This is a genomic window from Chryseobacterium cucumeris, from assembly GCF_016775705.1.
Taxonomy (GTDB): domain Bacteria; phylum Bacteroidota; class Bacteroidia; order Flavobacteriales; family Weeksellaceae; genus Chryseobacterium; species Chryseobacterium cupriresistens.
The window spans coordinates 3,319,179-3,344,424 of sequence record NZ_CP068760.1; the positions used below are offsets into that span (position 1 = coordinate 3,319,179).

Annotated in this window: 23 protein-coding genes; 17 read left to right on the forward strand and 6 right to left on the reverse strand. The window is 36.5% G+C overall.

Annotated features, from left to right (window positions below; genetic code table 11):
* Nucleotides 1-150: 150 nt before the first annotated feature.
* The 4 genes from metQ to JNG87_RS14860 form a co-directional block, all read right to left on the reverse strand.
* Complete coding sequence (metQ, locus tag JNG87_RS14845; protein ID WP_202839189.1) at nt 151-960, reverse strand: methionine ABC transporter substrate-binding lipoprotein MetQ; 810 nt, start codon at nt 958-960, stop codon at nt 151-153.
* 124 nt (nt 961-1,084) lie between these two features.
* Nucleotides 1,085-1,741, reverse strand: a complete 657-nt coding sequence (gene metI / locus JNG87_RS14850) for a methionine ABC transporter permease MetI (RefSeq protein WP_202839192.1) — start codon at nt 1,739-1,741, stop codon at nt 1,085-1,087.
* On the reverse strand, nt 1,734-2,762 hold the full coding sequence (locus tag JNG87_RS14855) for a methionine ABC transporter ATP-binding protein (protein ID WP_120231801.1): 1,029 nt from the start codon (nt 2,760-2,762) through the stop codon (nt 1,734-1,736). The genes metI and JNG87_RS14855 overlap by 8 nt, the downstream gene beginning before the upstream one ends.
* Before the next feature lie 18 nt (nt 2,763-2,780).
* Nucleotides 2,781-3,776: an EamA family transporter gene (locus tag JNG87_RS14860; protein WP_202839194.1), complete on the reverse strand. Its 996-nt coding sequence runs from the start codon at nt 3,774-3,776 to the stop codon at nt 2,781-2,783.
* Between the two features lie 573 nt (nt 3,777-4,349).
* Between JNG87_RS14860 and JNG87_RS14865 the strand changes: the two genes are divergently transcribed.
* The 16 genes from JNG87_RS14865 (at nt 4,350) to JNG87_RS14940 (ending at nt 22,888) form a co-directional block, all read left to right on the forward strand.
* On the forward strand, nt 4,350-5,282 hold the full coding sequence (locus JNG87_RS14865) for a ring-cleaving dioxygenase (RefSeq protein WP_202839196.1): 933 nt from the start codon (nt 4,350-4,352) through the stop codon (nt 5,280-5,282).
* A 59-nt stretch (nt 5,283-5,341) separates the two neighbouring features.
* Entirely contained in the window at nt 5,342-5,638 is a 297-nt protein-coding gene (locus JNG87_RS14870; RefSeq protein WP_047433770.1) for a GNAT family N-acetyltransferase, read from the forward strand.
* A gap of 218 nt (nt 5,639-5,856) precedes the next feature.
* Nucleotides 5,857-6,810, forward strand: a complete 954-nt coding sequence (locus tag JNG87_RS14875; protein WP_202839198.1) for a VOC family protein — start codon at nt 5,857-5,859, stop codon at nt 6,808-6,810.
* A gap of 5 nt (nt 6,811-6,815) precedes the next feature.
* Nucleotides 6,816-7,436 (forward strand): alpha/beta hydrolase, encoded by a 621-nt coding sequence (locus JNG87_RS14880; protein ID WP_202839200.1) that lies wholly within the window; start codon nt 6,816-6,818, stop codon nt 7,434-7,436.
* 381 nt (nt 7,437-7,817) lie between these two features.
* On the forward strand, nt 7,818-9,428 hold the full coding sequence (locus JNG87_RS14885; protein WP_202839202.1) for a Na+/H+ antiporter: 1,611 nt from the start codon (nt 7,818-7,820) through the stop codon (nt 9,426-9,428).
* Between the two features lie 255 nt (nt 9,429-9,683).
* Nucleotides 9,684-9,995, forward strand: a complete 312-nt coding sequence (locus JNG87_RS14890) for a hypothetical protein (RefSeq protein WP_202839204.1) — start codon at nt 9,684-9,686, stop codon at nt 9,993-9,995.
* Nucleotides 9,996-10,005: 10 nt separating this feature from the next.
* Entirely contained in the window at nt 10,006-10,590 is a 585-nt protein-coding gene (locus JNG87_RS14895; RefSeq protein ID WP_202839206.1) for a Crp/Fnr family transcriptional regulator, read from the forward strand.
* Between the two features lie 480 nt (nt 10,591-11,070).
* Nucleotides 11,071-11,946: a pirin family protein gene (locus JNG87_RS14900; protein WP_202839207.1), complete on the forward strand. Its 876-nt coding sequence runs from the start codon at nt 11,071-11,073 to the stop codon at nt 11,944-11,946.
* Between the two features lie 40 nt (nt 11,947-11,986).
* Nucleotides 11,987-12,676, forward strand: coding sequence for a hydrolase (locus JNG87_RS14905; protein WP_110010611.1), 690 nt, complete (start codon nt 11,987-11,989; stop codon nt 12,674-12,676).
* Nucleotides 12,677-12,734: 58 nt separating this feature from the next.
* Entirely contained in the window at nt 12,735-14,507 is a 1,773-nt protein-coding gene (locus JNG87_RS14910; protein WP_202839208.1) for an amidohydrolase, read from the forward strand.
* 223 nt (nt 14,508-14,730) lie between these two features.
* The gene (locus JNG87_RS14915; protein WP_202839209.1) at nt 14,731-15,162 is read left to right on the forward strand and encodes a DoxX family protein; all 432 of its coding nucleotides are present in this window, start codon (nt 14,731-14,733) and stop codon (nt 15,160-15,162) included.
* The gene (locus tag JNG87_RS14920; protein ID WP_202839210.1) at nt 15,159-16,526 is read left to right on the forward strand and encodes an alginate export family protein; all 1,368 of its coding nucleotides are present in this window, start codon (nt 15,159-15,161) and stop codon (nt 16,524-16,526) included. Before JNG87_RS14915 ends, JNG87_RS14920 begins: the two co-directional genes overlap by 4 nt.
* A gap of 258 nt (nt 16,527-16,784) precedes the next feature.
* Entirely contained in the window at nt 16,785-17,513 is a 729-nt protein-coding gene (locus JNG87_RS14925) for a M17 family peptidase N-terminal domain-containing protein (protein ID WP_202839211.1), read from the forward strand.
* A gap of 85 nt (nt 17,514-17,598) precedes the next feature.
* Complete coding sequence (locus tag JNG87_RS14930; RefSeq protein WP_202839212.1) at nt 17,599-20,175, forward strand: P-loop NTPase fold protein; 2,577 nt, start codon at nt 17,599-17,601, stop codon at nt 20,173-20,175.
* Between the two features lie 122 nt (nt 20,176-20,297).
* The gene (locus JNG87_RS14935; RefSeq protein ID WP_202839214.1) at nt 20,298-22,424 is read left to right on the forward strand and encodes a type IA DNA topoisomerase; all 2,127 of its coding nucleotides are present in this window, start codon (nt 20,298-20,300) and stop codon (nt 22,422-22,424) included.
* Between the two features lie 269 nt (nt 22,425-22,693).
* A complete protein-coding gene (locus JNG87_RS14940; RefSeq protein ID WP_202839216.1) occupies nt 22,694-22,888 on the forward strand; it encodes a hypothetical protein in 195 nt (64 codons plus the stop codon).
* 7 nt (nt 22,889-22,895) lie between these two features.
* Here JNG87_RS14940 and JNG87_RS14945 read toward each other — a convergent pair whose 3' ends face one another.
* Nucleotides 22,896-23,387, reverse strand: a complete 492-nt coding sequence (locus JNG87_RS14945; protein WP_202839218.1) for a hypothetical protein — start codon at nt 23,385-23,387, stop codon at nt 22,896-22,898.
* A 193-nt stretch (nt 23,388-23,580) separates the two neighbouring features.
* Nucleotides 23,581-24,432 (reverse strand): helix-turn-helix domain-containing protein, encoded by an 852-nt coding sequence (locus JNG87_RS14950; protein ID WP_202839220.1) that lies wholly within the window; start codon nt 24,430-24,432, stop codon nt 23,581-23,583.
* A gap of 427 nt (nt 24,433-24,859) precedes the next feature.
* Between JNG87_RS14950 and JNG87_RS14955 the strand changes: the two genes are divergently transcribed.
* Nucleotides 24,860-25,156 (forward strand): GMC oxidoreductase, encoded by a 297-nt coding sequence (locus JNG87_RS14955; protein ID WP_202839221.1) that lies wholly within the window; start codon nt 24,860-24,862, stop codon nt 25,154-25,156.
* Nucleotides 25,157-25,246 lie beyond the last annotated feature (90 nt).

The window sequence follows — 25,246 nt, forward strand, 5'->3', positions numbered from 1 at the left end:
ATGATAAGGCGGACGTATAGGTATAGCATGTAGTTTGTTCATTCCGAAGGAATCTACACTCAAACCCTCTTACTCTCCAACCCGAAAACTCGTATCCCGAATCCACTCTCACAACTCTAATACTCTAATACTCTCAAACTCTCCAACTCATCAATCCCATCCTTTCACAGCACCTCCTTTGAAGATTTCCTTAGCTTTCTTTTCCACTTCCGGAGACTGATAGGCTTTTACAAAGTTTTTTACTTTCTGGCTGTTTTTATTATCCTGTCTGGCGACTACCACATTCACATAAGGAGAATCTTTATCTTCCACAAGAATACCTTGCTTTTCCTGATCCAGACCTGCCTGTGCTGCAAAATTATTATTAATTACCCCCACAACAACATCTCTGTCATCCAAAACTCTTGGAATCTGAGCACCTTCGATCTCCATGATTTTCAGTTGTTTCGGGTTTTTTGTAATATCTGTTACTTTGGGAAGAAGTCCCACACCATCTTTCAATTTCAGCAAACCACTTTTTTGCAGAAGCAGTAAAGAACGTCCTCCGTTGGTAGGATCATTGGGAATAACAATCGTGTTGCCTTCCTGTAATTCACCAACGTTTTTAATTTTTTTTGAATAGGCTACAATAGGATACACAAATGTATTGCCTACAGGAGCAAGGTTATAACCTCTCTGCTTGGACTGTTCCGTTAAATAAGGAATATGCTGGAAGGCATTGGCATCAATATCCCCGTTAGTCAGGGCTTCATTGGGAACTACATAATCGTTGAAAGGGATCAGTTCCACTTCAAGATTGTACTTATCTTTAGCCACTTTTTTAGCTACTTCAGCAATTTCCTGCTCTGGGCCATACGTGATCCCTACACGGATAAAGTTCGGATCATCCTTTCTTCCCGAACAGGCACTGAACAGCAATATTCCGGCGGCCACTAAACCAAAAATCTTTATTTTTTTCATTCTATTTTTTTATTTAAATACTATTGAAGCAAAAGAGTAAAAAATGATCTCATTCATCCCCGTATCCCGAAACTCGCACCCCGGATCTCAAACACTCCTACTCTCAAACACTCTCACCCAAAAACTACCTGTGATCAAATCTTTTTGACAATCTGTCGCCCATAAACTGGATGATGAAAACCAAAAGAACAAGCAGAATCAAAACGGTATTCATAATTACAATATCATATCCGATATATCCGTACTGGTAACCCACCTGTCCAAGTCCGCCAGCTCCTACAGCACCACCCATTGCAGAGTAACCTACTAAGGTGATCAAAGTGATGGTTGCATTATTGATTAATGAAGGAAGTGCTTCAGGAAGCAAAACTTTTCTGATAATCTGTAATGGAGAAGCTCCCAAAGCTCTTGCCGTCTCTATAAGGCCGTGTGGAACCTCAATAAGGCTGTTCTCTACAAGTCTTGCAATAAAAGGGGCAGCTCCCACACTTAGAGGAACCAAAGCGGCATTTACTCCAATAGAAGTTCCTGCAAGAATTCTTGTGAAAGGAATCATCCATACAATCAGAATAATGAAGGGAATGGCACGGAAAATATTAACCAGAATAGATAATCCTCTATGGTAGGTGGTATTTTCCAGCAGTTGTCCTTTTCTGGTTAAAAATAACATGATTCCTACCGGAAGTCCAAGTACAAATCCAAAGAATCCGGATAAAAATGTCATGTAAACCGTTTCCCAGGTTCCTTTTGCCAAAAGGGCAATTACCGTATCACTAAGCATATCCTTTTACTGTATTTTGAATTTTATTTTGGTTGAAATAATAGATCGCCTGCTGGTTTTCTTCAGTCTCACCCTGAAGCTGTAAAAGTAGTTTACCGAAATTGGAATTTCCAAAATATTCTACATCTGCCTTTAACAATTTATAAGGGATTTTATATTGGCTGTATAGTGTTGAAAGAATCTGTTCAACACTGATGTTTTCGTTAAGTTCTATTTCGACCAGCGGAAATAAACCTTCTTTTGGTTCTTTCTGCAGTCTGCTGCTGAGTTCCTGTGGCAGAGTCATGATGTCTGAATTGATGAACTGGCGGATGATCGGGTGTTCTTTATCCGAAATAATCTCGCTTAAAGTTCCTTTTGTTAATAATTTTCCTTTGTCGATCACAGCAACGTGGTTGCAGACCGATTTGATGACTTCCATTTCGTGGGTAATTAAAAGGATGGTAATTCCCAGTCTCTGATTGATATCTCTTAAAAGCTGCAGAATAGACTGTGTTGTTGCCGGATCCAGTGCGCTGGTTGCTTCATCACAAAGCAGAAGGTGAGGATCATTGGCCAGAGCCCTTGCTATCGCGACTCTCTGTTTCTGTCCTCCGGAAAGGCTTTTTGGATAATCATTGGCTTTATCTTCAAGGCCTACGATCTTCAGGAGTTCGTTTACTTTTCTGTTGATTTCGTCCTTGCTGGTATGATCCAGTTCCAGAGGAAGCGCTACATTATCAAAAACAGTTCTTGAAGAAAGAAGATTGAAATGCTGGAAGATCATTCCGATTTTTTTACGCTCCTCAGCCAGTTGTTGGGAACTGAGCTTTGTGAAATCCTTTCCATTAATAATAATTTGTCCTTCATCCGGTCTTTCCAATAGATTTACGGTACGGATCAGCGTACTTTTTCCTGCACCTGAAAAACCGATAATTCCTACGATATCTCCTTTATCTATAGTAAGACTTACCTTATCCAGTGCTTTGAAAGACTGTTTTTTCTGATGAAATGTTTTTGATATGTTTCTGATTTCTATCATTCTGATTTTATATACTTTTTAAATAGGCTGATATCTTCTGCCCGTTCTGTTTAAAAATCTCCTTACTCTTCTGATTTTGACCTTGGCCCGTTTTGAAAGTCTGAAATACTTGGTGACATTGGTTAGAAGTACTCCCAGCAATATGATGAATAAACCATACAGCTGACCTCCATTGATGCTTTGGTGGGCAACAATCCAGCCTGCAATCACGGTTACAATAGGATTGATGTAGGTATGGGTGCTTACCAAAGCAGCGGGTTTTACGGACAGAAGCCAAATGTACGACAAATAAGCGACTATCGATCCAAAGAAGATCAAAAATAGAACCCCAAACCATGCCGATAATGGAACCGCAGAAACTGAAAAATCAGTCCATTCTCTTCTGAAAAAGGCGATAATGAAAGAGGCTAATCCCGCTACGATAAGCTGTTGGGCAATATTCATAAACGTAGATTGGGAAGCCGGATTTTTCTTTGAATATAATGAACCCAATACCCAGGCAATGGAGCTTAGTCCTAATACCACAAACGCAGTAATACGCAGGTTTCCATCTGCCAATGCATGGGCATTAGAATTTACACTGCCCTTTAAAAACATAATCAGCCCTACGAAACCGATAATCAATCCTATCGGAATGAATTTATCCGAAAAATAATATTTCCAGTTTTTCTTATCGATAGCAATGAACCAAAATGGTCCTGTTGCAATAGAAATGGCCGCCTCAGAAGCCGTTACATACTGTTCTCCCCAGGCAACAAGCCCGGTTCCTCCGGTAAGAATAAGAATACCGGTTATGGCATTTTTCTTCCAGTTGATCAGAGAATTTGCTTTTTCCCCTTTAGAGAGAAGATAGCTTATCATCAGAATTCCGGCAACCAGAAATCTTAACCCCGAAAGAATGAATGGCGGAAATCCTTTTAAGCCAAATGAAATAGCTAAAAACGTAATTCCCCATATCACATAGATGTTTGTAAACGCCAATGGAATTAACCATTTGTTTTTAGAATTGCTCATTTTTATGTTTTTAATGTTGTTGTGTTCAATGAAAAAAGGCTCTACCACGTGGTAAAGCCTTTGAAAATATATCTAAATAAAAGTAAGGTCAACCACAGTATTCTTGATGTATAGGCATACACATATCCTTCATCATATTTTTGATGTTATGTTTCTTAATTGAATTATATTTTAATTCTGCCTTCATTTTGTCTTATTTCCTGAATACGTTTGCAAATATATAATATAATTTTTATTAGTCCACTAAAAAAGTAGGCTTTTTGAATATTAAATTATTGTTAATGGATTAACTATATTTAATTCAGTGTTTTATGTGTTTTTATTTTTTGATTATTTTAAAGTGTTTATCGATTTTTTATGCTTTTTAATTCAAATACTATAGAAATTGACCGGTAATTGGGGTTGTAGAAAACATAAAATAAACTGAATTTTTTGAGAATTGTGTAAAGGCTGGTTGTGGGATGTTTAAAAAATGATTTAAATGTGTTTCCGAAAAGAGGGTTTTGCATTTATTAAACTAGTTAAATGCACAGGATTTCTGTTCACTGTAATTTAGCATCAAAATTAAAAGACATGGACAATAGAATTTTAGGTCTGCATCATATTACTGCTATTGCAGACAACGCCAAAAGAAATTTAGATTTTTATACCAAAGTTTTAGGCGTAAGACTGGTAAAGAAAACTGTAAATTTTGATGATCCGGGAACGTATCATTTTTATTTCGGAAATGAAAACGGAACTCCGGGAACCATTCTTACATTCTTTCCGTGGGAAGGAATAGGAAAAGGAACCAATGGAAGCGGAATGGCTACTCATATCGGATATTCTGTACCGAAAGGAAGTCTTGACTTTTGGAAAAACCATTTACAAAACCTTAATGTAACCACGGAAGAAGGCGAAATATTCGGAGAAAAGATGATTTCTTTTAAAGATCCGGACGGACTTCAGTTACAGTTAATAGAACCATTAGTTGAAGACAACAGAAAAGTATGGACCACGGATGATATCAAAGATGAAAATGCATTAAAAGGTTTTCACAATGTCACTCTAACCTTAAAAAAAGCAGATCCTACCATTAAAGTTCTGACCGATATTTTAGGATATGATTTGCAGAAACAGGAGGGAGAAAGATACAGATTAGCAACTGATGCTATTGATACCGCTAATATTGTTGATATTATTGAAAATGACACCATTTCGGCAGGTAGAAATGCAGCTGGAACCAATCACCATATTGCATTCAGAGTAAAAGATGATAATGTTTTGATGGAATATCGTGAGAAAGCCTTATCCGCAGGACTAAGCATCACACCAAAAATCAACAGAGATTATTTCTACTCACTGTACTTCCGTGAGCCGGGTGGAGTTTTATTTGAAATTGCAACCGATAATCCTGGATTCACTGTAGATGAGCCTTTGGAAGAGTTGGGAACCAACCTTAAACTTCCTGTTCAATACCAAGGAATGCGTGAGAAAATAGAAGGAGTATTGCCGAACTTATCATAGGTCATCGGTCAGAACTTATAAAGATGCTAATTTTGAATTAACAATTAAAAACAAGAAAAATGGAAAGAACAGAAATAGTTTTAGAAGGAAGAAAAGGAGAGATTCAGCTTTTCTCAGACGATCATAAAGCAGGTAAAATGGACATATCAGTTATAGGAAAAAAACTGACCGTTTACCATACCGAAGTAAATCCGGAATATGAAGGAAAAGGCTTTGCCAAAATCTTACTGGAAAGACTGGTTTCCTACGCAAGAGAAAATGATTTGAAAATTCTACCGCTATGTCCTTATGTTCACGCTCAGTTCAAACGTCATCCGGAAGAATATAATGATGTATGGTTGAAGGAAGAACTGTAGGGAGTTTGAGATGCGGGATGCGGGTTTTCGAGATTCGAGATTCGAGTTTCAGGATACGGGTTTTTGAGATTCGAGTTTGAGAGTCTGAGGGGAAGAGGGTTTGAGAATCTTGAGCTAAAAACAGAAGATGAATAAAGTTATTCTCGAACTTATCAACTCGAATCCCGAACCCCGAAATCTCGCCTCCATTATAATAACCAATTAACAATTTTATCACAATGAAACTTATCACAGGATTGCATCACGTTACGGCAATTACCGGCAATGCACAGGAAAATATAGATTTTTATACCGGAGTTTTGGGGCTTCGATTGGTCAAAAAAACAGTCAATTTTGATTATTCAGATGTTTATCATTTTTATTTCGGTGACGAGTACGGAACACCTGGAACGATTATGACTACTTTTCCCTATGGTAAAGATCTGATCAATGGCAGACATGGAAAAGGAATGCTTAACACCACTGCTTTTTCAGTTTCTATAGATGCCCTGGATTATTGGATGAACCGTCTGGAACAGTTTAATATTCCCTTCAAACAGCCGCAGCAAAGATTTTCTGATGAAGTTTTCATTTATCTTGAAGATTTTGACGGACTGGGATTGGAATTGGTTTTTAATGATAAAGACGAAAGAAAAGGTTATTATAATGGTTATATTCCAAAATATTATGCCATCAAAGGGATTCATCATGTGGAAATCTGGCAGGATGCTTATGAAAGAACAGCAGCACTTCTGACCACCCAGATGGATCATAAAGTGATCAAAGAAAGCCCTGACCGATTGAGACTGGGAACAGAAAATATGCCGGGGAAATATGTAGATCTGCTTTCTACCCCAAATGCTTTAAAAGGTTTAGCAGGAAGAGGTACCGTTCATCATGTGGCTTTTGCTACTCCCGACGCAGAGTCCCAGCTGGAAATGGTAAAGAGACTCAACACATACGGATTGGAGCATACCGAAGTGAAAGACAGAAAATATTTTACTTCCGTATATTTTAAAGAACCGGGAGGCGTTTTGTTTGAAATAGCAACTTCAGGCCCAGGGTTCGACGTGGATGAAGAAGCTGCATTTTTAGGTGAAGATCTGCAATTGCCGCTACAGTTTGAAAAAAGAAGAGAACGTTTGAAAGAAGTTCTTCCCAAAATCGATTATCCAACAGAAAAATTCAGATAGAAATAATGAGTCATACTTTAAATATAAAAACAGCAGGAATACCCTTAAATCAGGCGGAAAAAGCTTTGATCATGATTCACGGACGCGGAGGAAGTGCTCAGGATATTCTGAGTTTATCCCAGCATTTGAATGTAAAAGACTATGCACTTCTAGCCCCACAGGCTTTGAATCACAGCTGGTATCCTTTTTCATTTATAGCTCCGGTGGAACAAAACGAACCGTGGTTATCATCAGCTCTTGAAATGGTTGAAGAAACGGTAAAAGCGGTTGTCAATTCAGGAATAAAACCTGAAAATATATACTTTTTCGGATTTTCCCAGGGAGCCTGTCTTACCCTTGAATTTTTAGCCCGTAATGCTCAGAAGTTCGGTGGAGCGGCAGCTATTATTGGTGGCGTGATTGGAGATAAAATCAACCGTGAAAATTATAAAGGTGATTTTGCAGGGACTCCGGTTTTCCTGGGAACCAGCAATCCTGATTTTCATGTTCCGGTAGAAAGAGTATATGCTACAGCTAATATTTTAAGAGAAATGAATGCGGAGGTAACAGAAAAAGTATATGCCAATTTTGGACATTCTATTAACGAAGAAGAAATTGAAATAGCGAATTCAGTTATATTTAAATAGTTTAACCACAAAAGTCACAAAAGATTTGATAAGTAAATATCGAGCGCTTAAAAAGAACACTTAAGTTTTATAAAAATCTTTGATTTTTCTCTCATGTGATCTTTATATTGTATATTATTAAACTTTACAAACATTTTAAAACAAAAACTTTGTGACTTTTGTGGTTATTACATTTTTAAGTAACCTAGTGAAGTGGAGATTCCTACGGAATGGCAAAGTATGAGGATTAACTATCCATACAGATTGTCACTCCGTAGGAGTCTCAATAAATAAATTAACATTCAATAGCGGTGGGCTTTAGCCCGCCTTTAAAAAAATAAATTTACCACTGGCTTTAGCCCAAACATAAATGATCAGAATCTGAAATCTAACTTCAAAAACATGCACGAACAATTACTTTTAATATTAGGACTTTTATTACTTGTTATGCTGCTGGTCATGCTGGCACAACGGATCAAAATTGCCTATCCTATCTTTCTGGTACTTGCCGGATTGGGGATCAGCCTTATTCCCGGAGTCCCTGTTTTAAAGCTGGATCCGGAGATTATATTTCTGATTTTCTTACCACCTCTTTTATACGAAGCAGCCTGGTACACTTCATGGAATGATTTCTGGAAATGGAAACGTCCCATCAGCTTGTTGGCATTTGGTTTGGTATTTCTTACATCTTTGGTTGTTGCTTACACTTCACAAATGCTGATTCCGGGATTTACGCTGGCTTTAGGCTTTTTATTGGGAGGAATTGTTTCGCCACCGGATGCAGTAGCAGCCACAACAGTTTTAAAAGGATTAAAAGTACCGAAACGTACCCTCGCTATACTGGAAGGAGAAAGTCTGATTAATGATGCCTCTTCACTGATCGTTTTCAGGTTTGCTCTGGCCGCTGTAATGACGGGTGCTTTCTCAATGCATGAAGCTACAGGACAGTTTTTTCTGGTAGCAGGAATGGGAATTGTCGTAGGAATTGCCGGAGCACATATTTTTTATGCCATTCACCGTTTTTTACCTACAACACCTGCTATTGATGCGGCACTTACCGTAATGACGCCATATATTTTATTTCTTTCTGCAGAACATTTTCATTTTTCGGGAGTGATGGCGGTAGTGAGCGGAGGATTGTTTATGTCTTTCCGTGCTCATGAGATTTTCAAAACCGGAACTACGAGAATCAATATGACAGGAGTCTGGAACACCCTGATTTTTGTGATGAATGCTTTGGTTTTTGTATTAATAGGTCTTGAACTTCCTGATATAATCAATGGATTGGGTGAAATTTCAGTAATGGAAGGTATCAAATATGGTTTGGTTATAAGTTTGATTGTCATTGTGGTACGTCTTTTATGGATCTATCCCGTAGCTCATCTTCCAAGATGGTTCAGTGAAAAAGCCCGTCGTGATCCGAGTCCGGGATGGAAAAACCCCTTGATTATAGGATGGGCAGGAATGAGAGGAGTGGTCTCACTGGCAACAGCACTGTCCATTCCGGTTATGATGAATTCGCAGGCTGAATTTCCTATGAGAAATCTGATCATTTTTATCACATTTGTCGTCATTTTTGTGACATTAGTGTTTCAGGGACTTACCCTGCCCTTGATCATTAAATTAACCAAAATAGGGGAGATCGATCATATTTTGCCTTCTCACGAACAGCAGGCCGGGATTCAGATGAGACTGGATAAGCTTGCTGTACATAGGCTTGATAACGAATACAATGAGGTGTTGAACAGCAATAGTCTCCTTGAAAATCTTAAAAATACGCTGGAAAGTGATATCAAACTTCACCAGAATCATCTCAATTCTATTGAAATGTGTACCAACAGGCAAAACGATATGGCCGAATATCATAAAGTGATGATGGATATATTTGCCTTACAGAGAAAAGAACTCTTTAAAATGAAACGCGAAAAACTTTTCAGTGATGACGAGATTCGAAAAGCAGAATCACAACTGGATCTGAATGAATTAAAAATTACAGGAAATAAACATTTGTAGCGGGTTTCGGGTTTGAGGGTAAGAGAGTGGGTGCGAGGTTTCGAGGTTTTGGATACGAGTGGGAGAGTATGAGGATGGGTGCGTTTGAAATTATAAGAGTGTAAATTATTACAGACAGAATGAACAAACTAAGCCCTTTATCTATTTTACACTATATCATTCCGCAGAAATCCAAATCGTCATTTTACCCTTCAAGTAAACAATATAAACATTAAACTCTGAACCTTGAACTTTAAACTTTAAACATTGAACAACATGAAAACATTACATTTTTTAGTGATTGGAAAGAACCAGGAAATTCTGGATACTTTAAAAAGAATTATCGAAAATAATGAGGGCTGGACAGCAGAGATACAAAATGATGAAAATTTCTGCTATGAATACATAAAGGAAAATACGGTGGACATTGTCCTTTTAAGCTCCGGCTTAGAAGATGATTTTGAGAAAGATATAAAAATATTTTGTGCCGGTTTGGATAAGGATGTTAAAGTAATCGATCATTATGGAGGAGGAAGTGGACTTTTAAAGAACGAAGTTTACAGTCTTTTTCCTAATTTGCAGGGGTAAACTCTGCATTATGTTCGAAAACATCATCAAAAATATTACGCGATTTATTTCAATCACTCCCGAAGAAGAAAAAACTTTTACAGACCTGCTTGTCTGTCAGTCGTTTCCTAAAAAAACAGTTTTACTGAGAGAAGGAGAGATTTGCCAGTTTGAAGGGTATATTCATAAAGGATGTGTGAGAATGTATTGTTTGGATGATAATGGTTCCGAAGTAACGTTACTGTTTGCCATCGAAGATTGGTGGATCAGTGATATTGCATCATTTCATGAACAGAAGCCTTCTAAGGTTTTTATCGAAACACTGGAAGACTCGGAAATCTATATGTTGAATACTACAACAAAAGAAAAACTGCTGCAGGAAGTTCCCAAATTTGAAAGAGTTTTCAGAATGCTGGTTCAGAGGAACCTGGCAACCCTGCAAAGCCGACTGGTGAATACCATTTCCAAGACTGCATCCGACAGATACCTTGAATTCATCAAAGTATACCCTTCCATCCCGCAAAGAGTAGCACAATACTACATTGCTTCTTACCTTGGGGTTTCAAAAGAATTTGTAAGCACCATTAGGAAGCGTCTTGCTTCAAAGGAGAAATAAATCTTAGTTTTTTATACTTGCAGATTGCAGAGATTTGCATGGGTTTTATAGGTGTGAATATTTCTGTGAAATTATAGTCACCCATTTTATCGGAGATAAAATCCTTGCGCCTTAAAAATATTTAGCTTAAAAAACAACTCGCGTCTTTGCGTTTTCCAATTATTTTTTTGCTTATCATTCCTACAGAGGTTCCTAAGGAATGACACAGTTGAAATAACGGTCTTACCCACACAGTTTGTCATTCCGTAGAATCTAAATAGAGTTATTCTTTAAAATATTATATCAAATTAAATAGTTCCTAAGAGTAAAAAGACTTTTACACTTTCCAAAAAATAACAATCCATTATAGTTATACTGCCGAATACAAAAGTATCCGGCATTTTTTTTTGCTTCAAAGTCATTTATTAAACTAGTTAAATGTGCAGGGTTTCCGGTCTCTCTAAATTTGTCCTATCAAACAAGAACAAATAACAATCTGATATGGACAGAAAAGATTTTTTAAAGAAAGGATTATTGGGAACAGGAATGTTTGTAGCATCAGCTTCTTTGGCCAGTGCTATGAAAAATGATATCGATGAGATCGAACCACTAGAACCGATCGGATACAATCATCTTCCCAATACAGAATCAAAAATAAAAGAAAACTCTGTGATTCACAGAGCTGATACAAGAGGGAAGGCAGATCACGGATGGCTGTTGAGCCAGCACACTTTCAGTTTTGCCAATTATTATAATCCTGAAAGAATGCACTTTGGAGTATTGAGAGTCCTGAATGATGATAAAGTGGAAGCAGGAAGAGGTTTCGGAACCCACCCTCACGACAATATGGAAATCATCAGTATTCCTTTGGAAGGTGACCTTGAACACAAAGACAGCATGGGAAATACAGCGGTGATCAGAAGCGGAGATATTCAGGTCATGAGTGCAGGAACAGGAATTATGCACAGCGAATTCAACAAAAACAGTGATAAACTTGTAAAATTCCTTCAGATCTGGATTTATCCGAAAAAAAGAAATGTGACGCCGAGATATGATCAGATTACATTAGATAAAACCAAAGGTCATAATCAATTTCAACAGATTCTTTCCCCCAATGCAGATGACGAAGGTGTATGGATCCATCAGGACGCATGGTTTCATCTGGGAACTTTTGAGGAGAATAAAGAAACACAGTATCAAATCAGAAAAAAAGGAAACGGAGTCTATGCTTTTATTTTGAAGGGAAGCGCAGAAATAGGCGGTGAGATTATAGAAGAACGAGATGGATTCGGAGTCTGGGATATTCAGGAAATTACGATCAAAACCCTTCAGGAAGGTACAGAAATCCTTTTAATGGAAGTACCGATGACACTATAAAAATTAAACAAAAATAACAACTCTTAAATTTTAAATTATTATGAAAAAATTAATCCTATCATTTGCAGCTGGTTTATTATCATTAACTGCATCAGCTCAAAACCCTGGAAAATCATTATTAAATCCTACCAATCACGCCGTAGTACTCATCGACCACGAAGGTCAAATGGCTTTTGCAACCAAAAGCATCAGCATGGAAGAGTTAAGAAACAATGTGGCACTGGTTGCAGGTGGATCAAAAATATTCAATGTTCCTACAGTAGTAACAACGGTGGCAGAAAAGTCATTCAGCGGACCTGTTTTCCCGGAAATTTCAGAAGTATATCCGCAAGCAACCAGTGGATATGTAGACAGAACTACCATGAATACATGGGAAGACGTTAATGCCCATAAAGCCATTACAGGAAAAAATAAAAAGAAACTGGTTTTCGCAGGATTATGGACAAGTGTATGTATCGTAGGACCTGTATTATCAGCGATTGACGAAGGTTACGATGTATATGTAGTAACAGATGCTTCTGGGGATATTTCTAAAGAAGCGCACGATCAGTCAATCACCCGTATGGTTCAGGCAGGAGCACATCCTATCACTTCTGTTCAGTATGTATTGGAACTGCAGAGAGACTGGGCTAGAAAAGAAACATACAAACCGGTTAATGATCTGATGAAAAAACATGGTGGAGCTTATGGTATTGGAATTCAGTATGCTCAGGAAATGTTAAAACACTAATGGGACTGTTTCGGCAGGCTGAAAGCCTGCCGAAACCTTCAAACTTAAAATTGAAATTATGAAACTACTGAATATATTTACCCTTTCCACAGTTTTGGCAGCAGGAATTCTGAATGCTCAGAAAGCAGACATGATCATTACCAATGGGAAGATTACCACAATGGATGATAAGAATCCTGAAGTACAGGCTGTGGCCATCAAAGACCATAAAATCTTACAGGTAGGAACCAATGCCCAGATTTTAAAATTAAAAAATGGCAATACAAAAGTCATTGATGCTAAAAGAAACAGAGTGATTCCAGGCTTATTTGACAGCCATTTGCATGTAATCAGAGGAGGACGATTTTACAATACCGAACTTCGTTGGGATGGTGTGAAATCATTAAAAAGAGCATTGGAAATGCTGAAAGAACAGGCTCAGAGAACACCGAAGGGACAATGGGTAAGAGTCATCGGAGGCTGGAATGAATATCAGTTTGAAGAAAAAAGACTTCCCACACTGGCTGAAATTAATGAAGCTACGGGAAATGTGCCTACTTTCATCATGTATCTCTATGGAAAAGCCTGGCTGAACAAAGCCGGATTAAAAGAACTGAATATCAATGGAGATACCCCAAACCCTGCTCAAGGTTTAATTGAAAAAGACAATAACGGAGATCCTACAGGATTATTGGTGGCAGAACCGAATGCATTTATTCTTTATTCAACATTAGCGAAACTGCCGGAACTGAAAGAAGAAGAAAAAGTAAATTCTACCCTTCAATACATGACGGAACTGAACAGATTGGGAGTGACTGCAGTAATGGACGCAGGTGGAGGATTCCAGAATTTTCCGGATGACTACGGAACAACAGATCAGCTGAACAAACAGGGGAAAATTACCGTTCGACTTCCTTACTATTTATTTGCCCAGAAAAAAGGATCTGAGCTTGCCGATTATACCAAATGGATTGGAATGGTAGAAATTGACGACCATGGTCACAATGATTTTAATGAAATCGATTATCATGTCAACGGTGGAGGGGAAAACCTCGTATCAGACGGAGCCGACTTTGAAAACTTTCTTTTCCCAAGACCCGAACTTCCGGCTACGATGGAAAAAAACATGAAAGACGTAGTAAGTCTTCTGGTAAAAAACAAATGGCCTTTCAGAATTCATGCAACCTATAATGAAAGTATCACCAGATTTTTAAATGTCATTGAAGAAGTAAACAAAGAAACTCCTTTGAACGGATTAGTATGGTTTATCGACCACGCAGAAACCGTTACCGAAGATAATATGAAAAGAATCAAAGCGTTGGGCGGAGGAATTGCAGTACAGCACAGAATGGCGTATCAGGGAGAAAGTTTCATCCACAGATATGGTAAAAAACCGGCTTTAGCATCTCCTCCAGTGAAAAAAATGCTGGAAATGGGAATTCCTGTAGGATTGGGAACAGACGGAACCAGAGTGGCAAGTTATAACCCATGGGTAGCTTTATACTGGATCACCACAGGAAAAACAATAGGAGGAACTCAGGTAATGGGCAAAGAAAATACGCTGGACAGAAAAACGGCTTTATCACTTTCTACTTATGGCGGATACGAACTCATCAAAGACTATCAGAAAGGAAAAATACAGAAAGGATACTTTGCAGATCTTACCATTCTGGATAAAGATTATTTCACAGTCAATGATGAAGACATCAAAAACATTACCTCAAAACTGACGATCGTAGATGGGAAAGTAGTGTACGGAGATGAAACCTACAAAACAGAAGCACCCGCACGACTTCCAGTCATCCCGGACTGGTCACCTGTAAAATATTACGGAGGCTATCAGACAAAATAATTTTTTAGCCACAAAAGTTTTTAATTATTCAAGTATCAACCAACGTTCCAACTGAAGGGGTAAAAATCCCTCCCTTGGAGGGTGGCAAAAATTCAAAGAATTATTGACGGGGTGGTTTTACACTCAAAGCTATCAACAGTATTAAATACCCCCAATCATCCGTGTCAATCCGTGTAATCTGCGGTTAAAAAAACAAAAATCATTTTAAAAATTCATTCCAATCATGAAAAAGTTAATCCATATCATCACCAATACCAATCCGGGAAGAAAATTAACCGATGCTGCACTTTTAGTCTTCAGAGTTTTCCTTTCCGTAGAATTAATCGTAGCCCACGGATTAAAAAAAATAGGAGTAGGTGTTTCAGAAGCAGAGCAGGTTCCGAACCCGCTGCACCTTCCGGAAGCATTCAACAGTCTTTTTGCTGATGCAGCCAATCTGGTATTTCCGGTATTTGTGATCTTTGGTTTTTTCACAAGAATTGCAGTGCTGCCAATTTTAGCGGTGACGCTTACAGGATACTTTATTCTCCATTGGAATGATGCTTTACTGGTAAAAGACACTCCTTTTATGTACAGCTTGTGTTATCTGTTTTTACTGTTTATGGGAGCTGGAAGATATTCTGTGGATCATTATTTAACAAAGAAATCATCATGAAAAAACTGATTGCCATTGTACTGTTGCTGCAGATTTTTATTCCACTTCAAATTTCTGCCCAGTTCAAGCTGATGAGGTTTGATGAAGATTATGCTTCCTATAAAGACTCTGCAAAAACTTTTTACAACTCCATCAAATACATACCTATTGCAGAAAAAAGCAACCATTATCTTTCATTGGGGGGAGAAGCAAGACTGGAATTTGTAGATTTTAATAACGAAGATTGGGGAAGAATGGGAATTGGAAGCAATCCTTTTCTGATTCAAAGATACAGTGTACATGCAGATCTGCATCTGGGCTCAAGAGTAAGAATTTTCGGACAGGTGAGAAGTGCATGGGAAAATGGAAGAAAGAACGGTCCGAGACCTATTGACGAAGATCATTTGAATATTCAGAATCTTTTCATTGATGTTGATATTTTGAAAAATGATAAAGAAAAGTTGACCGTACGTGCCGGAAGACAGGAACTTGATTATGGAAGCGGAAGACTGATCTCAGTAAGAGAAGGTCCGAATTTAAGACTCTATTTTGATGGATTAAAATTCATGTACAAAAGAGGGAACTTCAGATCTGATGCCTTTATGATGGCCGCCAGTGAAATCAATCCAGGAGCATTCGATAACAAATCTTCAAAATCAATCAACCTCTGGGGAAGTTACAACACATGGATTATTCCCAGAAGCGGAAATCTGGAGCTCTATTATCTCGGGATTCACAGAAAGGATGTACGTTTTGAAGACGGGCTTTCCGATGAGAACAGACATACTTTTGGCGGAAGATTCTGGAAATATGGAGGAGGTTTTATTTACAATTTCGAAGCAGCCTACCAGTTTGGTAATTTTAATAAAGGAAATATCAGCGCATGGACGGCTTCTGCAGACATCGGATATATGTTTGAAAATGTAAAAGGAAAACCGACCATCAACCTTAGAAACGATTATATTTCAGGAGACAGCAATAAAGGAGATGGAACATTGGGAACATTCAATCCATTGTATCCGAAAGGAGGTTATTTTGGATTTAATCCTCAGATTGGTCCGGTGAATTTAATTGATATCCATCCCTATGCAACGATTGATTTAGGTAAAAAAATAACGGTGCAGGCAGACGTAGTTTTCAACTGGAGATATTCTATCCAGGACGGGATTTACAGACCCAGCGGAACACTAAACCTGGCGTCTTCCAACTCAAAAAAGAGATACATCGGAACCGCATTTTTAGGAAGTTTCAATTATAAGATCAATCCATTTTTAACCTTTAATACAGGAATACAGTATTTCAATACCGGAGCTTTCATTAACGATGTAATCGACAACCACAAAGACGGACTCTTCATCAATTCCAGAATTGTATTTAAATTTTAAAAAAACACAGGGAATTTGAAAATTTGAAAATGAGATAATTTGAAAATAAATTAAACAATTATCCCACATCAATGCACCTTTCCATCACAGAAACTACCTTTGAAAAACAAATAAAAATAGCCGGAGCGAAGCGACTCGCGCCTTAACAACATAAACCTTAAAAAAACTTTGCGTCCTTGCGTTATTCCAACAAACAAAAATTAAACCCCGCAACAAAAATAACCCGCACCTCGAAACAAACAACAAAAAATAAATCACATGAAAAATACATTAAAACACTCACTGATAATTGCAGCTTTAGCATTATCTACCTTAAACTTTGCACAAACTACAACCACAGCTCCTGCAAAAACAACAGCCATCGGAACTTCCAAAACCTGGGGAACCGTAGACGGAATTTCCATGATAGGATTGGTACAGGGCCCATCGTCTGCTGACGCCCAGCTTCAGGTAGCTTGTGTTTTCGAATATACAGAAGGTGATATTTTCAGTCCTCAGGCATTACCCGCTAAATTGAACGGATTGGTTCACCTGGATGAGGCTTTAAAAGGAGAACTGACCAACCTTAGAAAAACAGGACAGTTTCAGGGACATTCCTTGGAAACGATTTTAATTACGCCTCCTGCAGGATCGATGTCTGCAAAGAAATTATTGCTGATCGGTTTAGGTGACCGTAATAAATTTACTCCTGATTTAATGACTTCCGTAGGCGAAGTGGCAGCCCGTCAAGCTATGAGATTAGGCGTTACCAATTTTGCATTCGCCAGCGATCTGAAAGACGCCGGAATAGATTCTCCAACTGCTTTGGTAGCGGGAAATGTAGTAAGAGGAATTGTACATGCCAACCGTTCTGAAAATTACCTGAAAGAACACAAATTATCTACCACCAAAAAATTAGAAAAAGTATATCTTCTGGCTGGTCCTGCCTTCTTTGAAACTGCAGGCGGAGGAATTTCCGATGCTATCTCAGAAGTAAAAAAGAAATAATGAACTAGTTTCATTACATTGTTGATCCGGCCTCCTTTTTATAAGGGGGCTTTTTGTTAGATTTGTAAAAAGCATAAAACTACTTATGAAAATAAATCAATTACTAAATAATATTTTTTCTTTCCTTATAGGATTGGGCATATTAATTATACTTACACCTTTCATAGAGGGTTTTTTAGATAAATCAATTGATAGCTTTAAATTTGATAAAATAAATGAGTCAGTTCTGTTAGACGTTATATTGTTATTAGCTTTATGTTTATATACATCGATTTGTGTTAGTAAATGGAAAGAGCATGTGCCTAATAATATAACAACATATTTTTTTCTTTCGATAATCATATTTTATACTTATGAAAGATATTTTAATGAACATTATGATTTTCTAAATTTCAAAATACATAATTCGTTATTCTATTTTGATATTATTTTTCCAATTGTTATATTATATCTAGGAAATTATTTGAAGTTTTTTGCAGAAGAATTCTTTAGTATAAAAAAGAATATACTTTACGAAGATTCTCCAATTAAAGATGAAAAAGACAATGAATTAGGGCCAGGATTTTCCAAAACAGTAAAAAAGATTGAAACTATAGTTAATGAAAATAACTTTGTGACTTCCTATACTATTGGAATTAATAGTGAATGGGGTGGAGGAAAATCTACTGTTTTAGCAATGTTAAAAAAAAGATTTGAAGATAATCAAAATGTAGCTATTATAGATTTTAATCCATGGATGGGATTTGATGAAAAAGTATTTGTAAAAGATTTTTTTAATTCACTTTCAGAAGCATTAACAGAAAATAATATCTCATCTGATATATCTCATTATTCAGAGGAGTTAATTAATGTCACAGATAATTCTCTTTTAAAATCAATAAAAGCTATTTTTTTTAGAGAAAAATCTTTAGAAAATCATTTTAATAATATTAATGAGAAAATAAAATTATTAAATAAAAAATTAATTATTGTTGTTGATGATATAGACAGGTTAGATAAGGAGGAAGTATTTCAACTATTAAAATTAATACGAAATACAGCAAACTTTTCTAATACATTTTTTATTGTGGCATATGATAGAGAGTATATAATAAGTAGTATAAGTGGTGTAAATGAATATTTAGCTGTTAACTATTTAGATAAAATAATCAATACGGAACTTACATTGCCATATTATGATAGAAATATTCTTAAAGAAATTTTTAAAAATAAACTTATTGAGAAAATAGGTGAAGAATATAGAATTAGAGTGACTTACGCTTTAGATATGGGAATGGGATATTCTCAAACTTTCGATAATAATGAGAATATATTAAATGACTTTACTATTTGGATTTCTAATATTCGACAAATAAAAAAAATGATTAATTCTATTTATATTAATTTCAATGGCTTTTTTAATGAAATCAATTTTACAGATTTAATTTATTTAGAATTATTGAAATTGCATCATCCTTATTTATATAAATCAATCTATAATAAAAAAGATATAATATTCAGGGAGACAAAAGGGAAACTCTATCTTGAAAAGATTAACAAAGATCCGGAAGAAGGTATGGATAATACAGTATTTGGTAGGATTTTAAAAGATTACTGTAATGGTCGTAAAATAGGAGATAATGATAAAGAGTCAATTTATTCAATCTTTACTAATTTATTTTCAATTTATAAAAATAATATGATGATAAATCTAGATAGAGGAAATGATTTAGATGAAAAGCTTTCCATTTCATATTCTTCTAAATTTGAAAGATACTTTGCTCAATATATATTTCGAGGAAATATTTCCGAGAATGACTTTAACGTTTTATTAAATATTGGAGAAAACGAAAGAAGAAAAATGGTTATAGATTTAATAGATAATGGTAAAGAAAAGGATCTTAAATTTAGATTTTTAACAGATTTCTCATATAAAAATAAACAAGAATTCGAAAATACAATTAAAACTATTTTACAGTTAGTAAATACAAACTCACGAATTAATCCAGAATATAAAATTGGATATGAAGAAAGGAAATTTAAATATAAGATTCAAGAATATTCAGGAAATGAAAAATTTGTAAATTTATATGAATCAAAAGAAGAGCTCAAACAATTTATTAATGGAGTTTTTTTAGAGGCTGAATATCCTTATTTATTTGAATCATCAGTATTAAGGGATATTAATTTAAATCTTTATAAAGGTAGTACAATATTCTCATTAAATAATAAAGAAATTAATATTCTTCTAAAAAGCTATTTTATGACATATTTATATTTTACTGAATATTTTGATTCTAATTTTTTCCATTTACTTATAAATTGTAAAAAAATTATGTATTCAGGTAATCGGTCAAAATATAATCGAAAAATAAGATTAGATAATGATATTAAGGACATTATAATTGAGAAATTAGAAGATGATAATAATTCTTTGTTTTATATGAAATCTCTTATAGATTACGAATATGATAACATTGTAGGTATAAGAAAAGAATCTATAATAGAAATATTTGATTCAATGGAAAATTTTGAAAAATTAATTTTAATGAAAATTGATGAAAATGCTTTAGATGCTAAAAAAGAATTTAAATATTTTTATTATAATGTGAGAGCTTATAATTGGAAAGCTATTAATTATGATTTTAAGTTTTTCGATTTTTCTGAAGGATATGTACTATGATTTTTTGTGTAATTTGTATAAATCGATATTATTTTTAGAGGTTACAATTTATATTTCAATAGTAACTTTTCTCAAGTCAAAAAAAATCCCGATTTTTGCACTCCTTCAATAAACCCGAGTTCATGAAATTATGTATTGCCGAGAAACCCAGTGTTGCAAGAGATATCGCCAAAGTATTGGGCGCTACCACGCCTAAACAAGGCTATATGGAAGGAAACGGCTATTGCGTAACATGGACGTTCGGACACCTTTGTACTTTAAAAGAACCTCACGACTACGGTCCGCAGTTCAAATCCTGGAACCTTTTTTCACTGCCGATTATTCCCAGCAGCTTTGGAATCAAGCTGATCCCGAATAAAGGTGTTGAAAATCAGTTTAAAATCATTGAAAGATTGGTCGAAGAATGTGATGAGGTCATTAACTGTGGGGATGCCGGGCAGGAGGGAGAACTCATTCAGCGTTGGGTATTGCAGAAAGCAAAGTGCAACAAACCGGTTCAGCGTTTATGGATTTCTTCACTAACGGAAGATGCTATTAAAGAAGGATTTGCAAGCTTAAAACCTGCAGAGGATTATAAAAATCTGTATCTGGCCGGAAATGCCAGAGCCATAGGAGATTGGTTGTTAGGGATTAATGCAACTAGACTTTTTACGAAAAAATTTGGGGGAAATAAAGCAGTTCTTTCCATTGGAAGAGTGCAAACTCCTACATTGGCGATGCTTGTGCAGCGTCAGAAAGAAATCGATGCCTTTACCACAGAAGAATATTGGGAACTGAAAACCAAATACCGTGACGTGATTTTCAATGCGGCCATTGACCGTTTAAAAACATTGGAACGTGCTGAGAAAGGACTGGAATACCTTAAAGTCAATCCATTTGAGATCGTTTCTTTCGAAATTAAAGAAGGAAAAGAAAAAAATCCACGACTTTTCGATTTGACCGGACTTCAGGTGGAAGCCAATAAAAAATATGGTTATTCGGCGGAAAATACGTTGAATTATGTGCAAAGTCTTTACGAAAAGAAGCACGTAACTTATCCCCGTGTTGATACCACCTACTTATCAGACAGTTTATATCCGAAAATTGCAGGAATTCTTCAGAAAATGTATCCGTATCAGGATCTGATTGCTCCGTTGCTGGAAGCTCCGATTCCAAAATCAAAGGCGGTTTTCGACGATACAAAAGTAACCGATCACCATGCGATCATTCCTACGGAAATTCCGCCTTCTCAGAATCTGAGCAGGGAAGAAAAACTGATTTATGATCTGATTGCAAAACGTTTTATAGCAGTATTCTATCCGGAATGTAAAATTTCCAATACTTTGGTAGAAGGAAAAGTAGGAACCATTCCTTTCAAAACCAGCGGAAGACAGGTTCTTGAAGCAGGATGGCGAGCAGTTTACGCCAAAGAACCTAAAGAAGAAACCACCGATAAGGAAAAAGAAAAGGAGGAAGAACAAACCATCCCTGAATTTACTGTAGGAGAAACCGGACCCCACGATCCGATGATCCACCAGGGGAAAACGACGCCTCCAAAACCTTACACCGAAGCAACACTGCTGAGAGCGATGGAAACTGCCGGAAAACAGGTTGAAGATGAAGAATTGCGTGAAATGCTGAAAAACAACGGGATCGGAAGACCATCCACGCGTGCCAACATCATCGAAACCCTTTTCAAAAGAAAATACATCGAGAAGAAAAGAAAAAATCTGATCGCTACCCAAACCGGAATCCAGCTGATCGATACCATTGAAGATGAGCTGTTAAAAAGCCCGGAACTGACCGGAGAATGGGAATCCAAACTTCGTAAAATTGAAAAAGGAGAGTATGAAGCTAATCTTTTCAAAGAAGAACTGATTCAGATGGTGACAGAACTTACGGAGAAAGTGGTGTATGGAAAAGGAAAAGTGATTACCCTTCAGGAAGAAGAAAAAGAAGAAGTAAAAGAGAAGAAAAAAAGAGAACCTGCACAGAAAAAAGAACTGCAGTCCTGGGAAGAAACGAAATGCCCAAAATGCAAAGAACATAACCTGATCAAAGGAAAAACCGCTGTAGGCTGCTCCGATTTCAAAAACTGCGGTTTTAAAATTACGTTCGAAATCTTCGGCAAGAAACTATCCGACAAACAACTTTTAGATTTGGTATTAAAAGGAAAAACTTCAAAATTAAAAGGCTTCTCTACCCACCCGGAAGCAATCACAGAAGGTGTTTTGACTTTAAGTGATGATTTCCAGGTACAATTGAGCTAATCAATAGTATACTTAATCTAAATTATCAGCTACCATTTGGAAAGAATAAACTAACTGGAATTATCAGGTGGAGAATACGGATTCGAACCCGTGATTTTTCAATACCTGATTAAGCGTATCGGTTATTTTATATCGGGATTCCTGCACTTTTCTAGATATCATTCAGCAATAACCATTTTATCGGAGATAAAATCTTAGCGCCTTAAAAATATTTAGTATGGAAAGAACTTGTGTCTTTGCGTTTTCCAACCCATCTAGATTCCTATGGAATGACTAGGTGTACGGATAAACTAAGCGTTGTATTTGTTATTCCACAGGAATCCAATCTTATTCTTTTCTGCACAATCACAAGCCTTATCCTAGATATCAATACTCCAACTGAATATGTAAAAATTCCCATCTTCCCGAGGGTGGCAAAAATTCAAAGAATTTTTGACGGACTGGTGTTACAGTTTCTCGAATAACCTGTCATCATGAAATGCCAACATTCTCCCTTTTCTGTTTGATAAACTGAAAAACAGATCCAACAATAAAAAGCAGAAGAATAACAAGAAGAGTCTGCCCGATGATGGGATCTTTGATATCTTTAGCCAAAGGATGTCCAATCGGAACCCGTGTGAAAGTCTCATTGATAGTAGGAACTAATGAAAGAAAAAAGCTGAATGACAACAGGAAATTCTCAAAATACCGGGCTTTCTTACTTTCTTTTTTATTGGAAAAAAGAAAATAGGCCACAGTGATCAAAACAAGGATAAATAATGAGAACACATGTCCTGCATTAAAACCTCCGTTTTTGGAGATACCTAATGCTGTAAGTGAAGTGACGGCCGTCGCATAAAAATAGACTTTTCCTGACGGCTTAGCCAGATTGATTTTACCATATCTGATAAATCCTATCACTGCGCCAACAACAGCTGTTACGCCAATAATAGTGTGAAAAATTCCTAAACCTGATAGATTCATATTGATTGTATTTTAAAATTGATACTTATAAGCTGCAGGTATATTACTGTTCCCTGTAACTGACGGTACAAATTTGCGATAGAAATACAGAAATGATTTTGTGATTTAGTTCAAGAATTTGGGATTTTGGTTCAAAAAAGAACTCCTTATCAAAACAGGAAATACATTTATAATCTTTAAAAAGGTACGATTATCATCCTTTCCGTTCCTGGCGGTAATTGGAGGGCGTTATATGAAATTTATCGCTGAAGTTTTTGGTAAAAGTGGCCAGATCGTTGAATCCGCATTCGAATGCGATATCGGTAATGCGTTCGTCGGATATTAAAAGTAATTCGGCGGCTTTTTCCAGTTTTTTGGTTCTTATATAATTGGCGGGGGTATCATTGTAAAGTTTTGCAAATTCTCTTTTGAAAGATGATACACTTAAATTGCTTTGCTCAGCAAGCTGTTCGATTGTTAGCTGTGAAAATAAATTCGCTTCAATGATTTGCTTAAAAGAATAAGTGGTGGGAGAGAAAAGCTGTGACAGGATCAGCTGAACGGCCTTAGCATTCTGTGACTGAGCCAACAGCAAAATGATTTCCTTGAGTTTTAGAACCAATATATCTTCATTAACGAGGGAAGGGTTTTCAAAATAAAAAAGCAGCCCTTCTACATACTTCTGAATCAGAAAGTCATTGTTTATTTTCTCATTGGATTTATTCGAAACGATATCGGAAGGTTTTTGCAGTAATAAAGGCAATTCTCTGTCATAGATTTTTTTCAGGATGTCAGGATAGAACGTAACGATCACAATCTCACAATGATCTTCTGACGCTGAGTTCTGAATATGTTTTCCGGAGCTGATACAGTTCAGAAAAAGAGAATAATTTGCAGAAACATCAAACTCCTGTTCCTCTGTTTTGTACTGAAACTCACCTTTAAGCACATACAGAAAGCAGGCTTGCTCCGAAACCGGAAAATCATACCTGAAGGACCCTGATATATCAATTTTCTGTATCAGGGTTTTCCCAAATAATTCGTGTTTTTTGTAATCATTCAGCATAATGGAGTACGTGAGTTTTTGAATTCAATAATAGGAAAGTTAAATAAATTTTTTTGTAAATGTAAAGCAATACTATATTTTATCGGAGATAAAATCTTAACGCCTCAAAAACAGATAGTTTGGCGACAATTGGCGACTTTGCGTTTTCCAACCCGTCTATCCAGAGATTCTTACGAAATGACATTATGTACGAATAAACTAAACGTCGTAAATTTCATTCCGAAGAAATCCGGCCTTACACTTTTTTTGACAGGTGGTTTTACCGGAATAACTTCTCATACCAGCCATCCACATCGCTTTTAATCTCCTCATGATGCTTACATAAAATCATAGCCAGCTCCAGCTCAGATCTCTCAGATTGATAAGGATTCTTTCTGAAGAATCCGATCTGGAAGCCCTTTATCAATGCGTTGAAATATGCCGTGAAATGGGAAAAACAAAAGAGGAAGTGATAGATCATATCAAAAAATCATGTTCCACCTATCATCATATGACCGGAACCTGTAAAATGGGAGTCGACAGCCTTTCTGTAGTAGATCCGAGACTGAAAGTATACGGAATAAAAGGATTAAGGGTAGCTGACGCATCCATCATGCCGGATGTGGTTTCCGGAAATACCAACGCACCTACCATTATGATTGGTGAAAAAGCAGCCGATATGATCAGAGAAGATCATCATATGAAAGCGTCAGGTTCATCCGAAAAGTTATCGTTTGTTGTGTAAGAAGGGTATAAAACCTTGAAAAGAAGCCGTTTCATGTTTATGGAGCGGCTTTTTAATGAAAAATTGAAAGATCATTGAGATCAAAAACTT

Excerpts from the sequence above, each read along its gene's own strand:
- metQ (WP_202839189.1), bottom strand. The coding sequence starts at position 960 with ATGAAAAAAATAAAGATTTTTGGTTTAGTGGCCGCCGGAATATTGCTG.
- metI (WP_202839192.1), bottom strand. The coding sequence starts at position 1,741 with ATGCTTAGTGATACGGTAATTGCCCTTTTGGCAAAAGGAACCTGGGAA.
- JNG87_RS14855 (WP_120231801.1), bottom strand. The coding sequence starts at position 2,762 with ATGATAGAAATCAGAAACATATCAAAAACATTTCATCAGAAAAAACAG.
- JNG87_RS14860 (WP_202839194.1), bottom strand. The coding sequence starts at position 3,776 with ATGAGCAATTCTAAAAACAAATGGTTAATTCCATTGGCGTTTACAAAC.
- JNG87_RS14865 (WP_202839196.1), top strand. The coding sequence starts at position 4,350 with ATGGACAATAGAATTTTAGGTCTGCATCATATTACTGCTATTGCAGAC.
- JNG87_RS14870 (WP_047433770.1), top strand. The coding sequence starts at position 5,342 with ATGGAAAGAACAGAAATAGTTTTAGAAGGAAGAAAAGGAGAGATTCAG.
- JNG87_RS14875 (WP_202839198.1), top strand. The coding sequence starts at position 5,857 with ATGAAACTTATCACAGGATTGCATCACGTTACGGCAATTACCGGCAAT.
- JNG87_RS14880 (WP_202839200.1), top strand. The coding sequence starts at position 6,816 with ATGAGTCATACTTTAAATATAAAAACAGCAGGAATACCCTTAAATCAG.
- JNG87_RS14885 (WP_202839202.1), top strand. The coding sequence starts at position 7,818 with ATGCACGAACAATTACTTTTAATATTAGGACTTTTATTACTTGTTATG.
- JNG87_RS14890 (WP_202839204.1), top strand. The coding sequence starts at position 9,684 with ATGAAAACATTACATTTTTTAGTGATTGGAAAGAACCAGGAAATTCTG.
- JNG87_RS14895 (WP_202839206.1), top strand. The coding sequence starts at position 10,006 with ATGTTCGAAAACATCATCAAAAATATTACGCGATTTATTTCAATCACT.
- JNG87_RS14900 (WP_202839207.1), top strand. The coding sequence starts at position 11,071 with ATGGACAGAAAAGATTTTTTAAAGAAAGGATTATTGGGAACAGGAATG.
- JNG87_RS14905 (WP_110010611.1), top strand. The coding sequence starts at position 11,987 with ATGAAAAAATTAATCCTATCATTTGCAGCTGGTTTATTATCATTAACT.
- JNG87_RS14910 (WP_202839208.1), top strand. The coding sequence starts at position 12,735 with ATGAAACTACTGAATATATTTACCCTTTCCACAGTTTTGGCAGCAGGA.
- JNG87_RS14915 (WP_202839209.1), top strand. The coding sequence starts at position 14,731 with ATGAAAAAGTTAATCCATATCATCACCAATACCAATCCGGGAAGAAAA.
- JNG87_RS14920 (WP_202839210.1), top strand. The coding sequence starts at position 15,159 with ATGAAAAAACTGATTGCCATTGTACTGTTGCTGCAGATTTTTATTCCA.
- JNG87_RS14925 (WP_202839211.1), top strand. The coding sequence starts at position 16,785 with ATGAAAAATACATTAAAACACTCACTGATAATTGCAGCTTTAGCATTA.
- JNG87_RS14930 (WP_202839212.1), top strand. The coding sequence starts at position 17,599 with ATGAAAATAAATCAATTACTAAATAATATTTTTTCTTTCCTTATAGGA.
- JNG87_RS14935 (WP_202839214.1), top strand. The coding sequence starts at position 20,298 with ATGAAATTATGTATTGCCGAGAAACCCAGTGTTGCAAGAGATATCGCC.
- JNG87_RS14940 (WP_202839216.1), top strand. The coding sequence starts at position 22,694 with ATGACTAGGTGTACGGATAAACTAAGCGTTGTATTTGTTATTCCACAG.
- JNG87_RS14945 (WP_202839218.1), bottom strand. The coding sequence starts at position 23,387 with ATGAATCTATCAGGTTTAGGAATTTTTCACACTATTATTGGCGTAACA.
- JNG87_RS14950 (WP_202839220.1), bottom strand. The coding sequence starts at position 24,432 with ATGCTGAATGATTACAAAAAACACGAATTATTTGGGAAAACCCTGATA.
- JNG87_RS14955 (WP_202839221.1), top strand. The coding sequence starts at position 24,860 with ATGGGAAAAACAAAAGAGGAAGTGATAGATCATATCAAAAAATCATGT.